This is a genomic window from Dolichospermum sp. LEGE 00246 (assembly GCF_015207865.1).
Lineage (GTDB): Bacteria > Cyanobacteriota > Cyanobacteriia > Cyanobacteriales > Nostocaceae > Dolichospermum > Dolichospermum heterosporum.
Map to the genome: position 1 here is coordinate 1 of NZ_JADEWA010000391.1, position 5,214 is coordinate 5,214.

Sequence of the window (5,214 nt, forward strand, 5' to 3'; positions counted from 1 at the left end):
CCTAGAGGGTGTTTGAAAAGTTATGGTTGATGTATCAAATATTTTTTACCCCACCCTAACCCTCCCCAAAGCATCGGGGAGGGAACTAGATATTTATTGTTTCCCCCCTTTACAAGGCTATCGTGTACACACAAGTTATAATTACCCCCATTAATCCCCCTGATGCAAAGGGGGGAAACAAGAATCCAGTTCCCTCCCCAAAGCATCGGGGAGGGTTAGGGTAGGGTAATTTGAGGAATAATGGTGATGCGATAACTTGTGTGTACACCGTAGCTTTATAAGGGGAAAGGGGGGTAACAATGTGATGAAAATTACGGTATACGACTTTTCAAACATCCTCTAAGGTATTGCAGTTTCTGACCCATTTTTTTATTTTCTTTGTATGATAAGAAAGTCTAGCTTCCAGCTATTTCGAGTATAATCTCAGGTTTAGCCATAAAATACAATAGCAGTTTAAACATTTAAGACAACTGTTAAGACAGTTAAGAATCTCACCAACCACGTTAGATAGAGGAAATCTGTTTTTTACCAAATTATTGGGTCTGACGCACCCTACAAGTACAAACTTACCATCACATGAATGAACGAAGTGAAATGAAGCAATCGCAAGGGTTGTGATTGCTTCCCTTCCCTCGCAATGACTGTAAATATTTTTGTCCAATTACTTACACGCCAAGAACTAATGTTATACTATCCAATCAGAATTGAAGTAATTGCAGGATTTTTATAAGTCGTGAGACAGAATTAATTACACAATGTCATTGCGTTAGCGTAGCGTGGCGTTAGCCATGTGGAACGAAGTGAAATGAAGCAATTCCAAGGGTTGTGATTGCTTCCCTGCCCTCGCAATGACTGTAAATATTTTTGTCCAATTACTTATTCACTCTTTCCCGTTTGTAAACTGAATAATTGGAGATAAAAATTCCGTGGTAAAAAAAGTAATTGAACAATTAGTTTTGACCTTTGATGGTCAACATGATTACATAGATTTTGTCAAAAATGATCCTGATCTGGTTTTATCCCAGGGTACTTCAGGTTTTACAGTTTCAGGATGGGTTAATCCCCATCATCTCACTAAACAAGCTACTACTTATGGAACACGCAATGTCTTTTTTGCCCGTTCTTCAGACCGATACAGTGATAATTTTGAAGTTGGTGTTAGTCCTACAGGAAATTTAGATATTTACATTGATGAACAATTGAGCAAATTTATCAAAACCCTGGGTAATAGAGAATTAACCATTGGAGAATGGCACTTTTTTGCTATTGTTTTTAATCAAGGTGATCTTACCGTATATCTTGATCATAATCAATATATAGAATATTTTACAGGTTCTGCGTTAAATAAAGCCACAAGTCCGATCACTCTGGGGGGAACTTTACACAATAATATATATTTTTCAGGACAATTAGCTCATATTAGTGTCTGGAATTATCCATGTAATCAGGAACAAATTCAAGCCCATCGTTCTGGGCTAATAGTTGGGGATGAAGAAGGATTAGTTGCCTATTGGAAATTAGATGAAGGAGCAGGAAGAATAGTCAAAAACCAAATTGGAGAATCTTATCAGGGAAATTTTTATGGTGATCCTAGTTGGAATTTAGCACAAATTCCCTTTCTAGGAGAATCATCTGATCAAGCAGAAATTCCCACTGAGAATTCTATTAGTTCACAACAGCAAGAAACCACAATAAACCAAGTAGAATCACCTATTAATATCCAAATTCTACTCCCATTATCTACACAGGAATCACAAGAAAATATCAATAAAACAGCCCAACCAAAATATAAAATACTTGCCATTGATGGAGGTGGTATTCGCGGTATTATCCCTGCACTTGTTCTAGCAGAAATTGAAAAGCGAACACAAAAACCTATATTTAGTTTGTTTGATTTAATTACTGGAACTTCTACTGGTGGAATTTTAGCACTGGGATTAACTAAACCCAGATTAAATACAGAAACATCTGATAAATTAACCGAGGCGGAATACACGGCTGCGGATCTCTCACAACTATTTATTGAGTATGGAGTGGAAATATTTTATGAGCCATTATTTGAAAAGTTACTTGGACCTTTAGAAGATATATTTCTTCAGCCAAAATATGCTTCTACCAGCAGAGTAGAAATTCTCAAACAGTATTTTGGTGATAGTCTGATAGAAAATAATCTGAAAGAAGTTTTTGTCACCAGTTATGATATCGAGCAACGCATCCCAATATTATTTACCAATAAACGGGAAAAACAACAAATAGAATCTAAAAGATTTCGCAATTTATGTGCAGGATTTTCGCTTTTAGATGCAGCATTAGCCACCAGTGCTACTCCCACTTATTTTCCTCCCCATCGCATTGCCACTGCTCATAATACTAATGGTTTTTATACTTTAGTAGATGGAGGAGTTTTTGCTAATAATCCATCCCAGTTAGCTATTTCTGAAGCAAAAATTAGTAGTAAACAAGAAGCAAACAGGGTTCTGAATACAGAAAATATTTTAGTGGTTTCTCTAGGTACAGGTTCGCTAACAAGTGTTTATCCTTACAATGAAGTCAAAAATTGGGGACTTTTGCAATGGGGAAGACCACTTTTAAATATTATGTTTGATGGTAGTAGTGAAGTTGTGGCTGGAGAATTAGAACGGTTGTTTGCATCTAGTAATCAAAAAAATAAAAGTTCTTATTATCGGTTGCAAACATTTTTAGATGCAGAACTAGAAGAAATAGATAAAACAACTTTACGAAATACTCGCCAGCTACAAGCAGCAGCCCAACAGATGATTGCTCAAAATAGTAAAAAAATAGATGAATTGTGTAGTCTTTTGTTAGAGGGTGTTTGAAAAGTTTTTAATGTATAAATAAACCCCTCTCCAAACCTCTCCCCGACGCGGGGAAAAAGGTCTGAATCAAGGATTAGACGGATTGCGCTGATTTCACGGATTTTAGTAACTTTTATCATAGCAAACAACCTAATCCGCCCAATCTTTTAATCCCTATAATTTCCCATAGCGTCTCCCACAGAGGAGGAATAACGAAGCGATCGCGAAGCGCGACCTAGGAATCGCAAAAACCACGGGATTATGTAATTACTCGCGCTCGTAATGACAATTTCAGGCAATACTGTTCGGTTAAGACTAAAAAACAAAAATACGTAGGTTGGGTTGAGGAACGAAACCCAACATTTTCAATAATTTGTTGGTTTTATACAATAGGTTGTTTACGTGGAAATTTTCGTTAACCGAACAGTATTGCAATTTCAGGGGTCTATAACGCCTGAAACCTTTGCAGATACCACTTGTGTGTACACCGTAGCCTTTATAAGGGGGGTAATTTAACTTGTGTGTACACGATAGGGTAGGGAAGGGGGGCTGGGGGGTTAGGTTTTTGGAAATTTCTGGTTTCATCTAATACTTTTTAAGGGGATGTAGAAACCCCATCTTCGACGAAGTAAGATGGGGCAGTTCATTTCACTTCGTTCCATAGTGCTAACGCCACGCAACGCTAACGCAATGACATTGTGTAATTAACTCTGTCTTACTACTTAATTGCTTGGCAAAATAAGTCCGGTAGAGTTGGCAACGGGGTAATATGCGATCGCCATCAAAGGTAATTAATCCTAAACTTTCCAGTTGATAAGCATGGATAGGATCAATAACCAGACTTTCCTTAGTGGTAACAACTTCAGTATATGTCCTAATTAAATCAGGATTAGCTAAAAGTTTTACCCAATGTTTCTGCAAGTGATAGCGATAAATTCCACCATTGGCGATCGCCTCTTTGACCAAGTCCGATAAAGTAATAGCCCCAGTGCTAAGATAATACAAAGTAAGTTGCGTCAGTGCTGGATGACCACCAATAAGAGATATCAATTGTGCCGACTCGTTACCAGCAGTCCACCTTAGTCCATATCGCCTAGCTAATTCTTCTACCTGTTGCTGAGTAAATTCATGTAAACGGACAGGTAGTCCAATATTAAACGGAGAGTGATTAATATCTAAACAAAAATGCTGTTCTGTTGAATAAGCAACTACTAACCTCAAATTTTTCCATAAATTATTTTGTCGTGATTCTTCGTACCAACAACGCAACAAAGCAAAAAATTCCTGAGCAACTTGAGGATATTCAAAAAATCGTTCAACTTCACTCAACACCAAAACCAGAGGGTTATTACTCTCCTTGAGAATATAATGCTGGAAGTAAAGGCTACAGGTTAACTTATAACCCACATCTTCATCCCAATGATCATTAATATTGGGAGCCATACCTAGTTTTATGGCAATTTGGCTACAAAAAGAACGCAAAAACTTATTTAAGTCAGTTAAGCAATAAGCATCTATCTGGGAAAAACTTAAATTTACAGTGTTATATCCTTGTGCATCTGCAAATGACAAAAGACGTAGTATCAAAGAAGTTTTACCCATCTGTGCAGGGGCGAAAACTCTAATTACACAACCTGCTTGAGTCACCTCTCGGTACATTAATTCTTCTATCGGTTGACGTTCAATATATAGGGGAGAATCTAACGGTACTGGTCCATCAGGATAGGACCATAAAAACGGACTTTCTGTTTGTAGACATATACTATTTGATAAGCAATCTAATATTTTCGTTTCATTATCTTCCTTAAGGAAGATGTAATCCTCTTGATAAAGTTCTAGATTAAACGTATTGAAACATAATTTTAAAGTTTTTTGGTCTACACCTTTATTAGCTGACCATAAGCGGCTAAGAGTTTTAGCAGAAAGTTTTGTTTGGTCAGCTAAATCCTCTAAGGAGAGGCGTTGGCCTTCGTTTTCTATAACCTCCCAAGAGGATATAGCTTCTTGTAGACGTTGTAGTCCTTGAGGAGATAAAAGGACACCTCGTCTTCTTTTTGTTTTATTTTGTTTTACAGCCATAATCCAAGAAGTTGACTAATTTTGTTAACTAGTATAAAATTAGCTGTGTAGGGTTTGTTGAATAAGTACCCAAAGCAAACCTAGATGCCACATAGCGTAAAAAATGGTGGTTTGGGAGATTGGTTTCCAAACTCACCCCCTGATTTTTCATGGAAATGCAAGGATTTTGAGGATCTAAATGCCATAGCCTTGCACTTTTTTGTTCTCAAAATCCGTGAAACGCTTACTGAGAGGCGGTTATATTTTTACTCAGTAAGCCCTAAGTATAGTAAAAAATTACTCAAGTTACATTTCTGGTATTAAATTATCATATTTAGCC

At 37.0% G+C, this 5,214-nt stretch carries 2 protein-coding genes; one reads left to right on the forward strand and one right to left on the reverse strand.

The features are described from left to right. Nucleotides 1–926 precede the first annotated feature (926 nt). The gene (locus IQ228_RS20520; RefSeq protein WP_027403940.1) at nt 927–2,837 is read left to right on the forward strand and encodes a patatin-like phospholipase family protein; all 1,911 of its coding nucleotides are present in this window, start codon (nt 927–929) and stop codon (nt 2,835–2,837) included. Nucleotides 2,838–3,482: 645 nt separating this feature from the next. Here IQ228_RS20520 and IQ228_RS20525 read toward each other — a convergent pair. After that, nucleotides 3,483–4,895 (reverse strand): AAA-like domain-containing protein, encoded by a 1,413-nt coding sequence (locus IQ228_RS20525; protein WP_193964204.1) that lies wholly within the window; start codon nt 4,893–4,895, stop codon nt 3,483–3,485. Nucleotides 4,896–5,214: the final 319 nt, after the last annotated feature.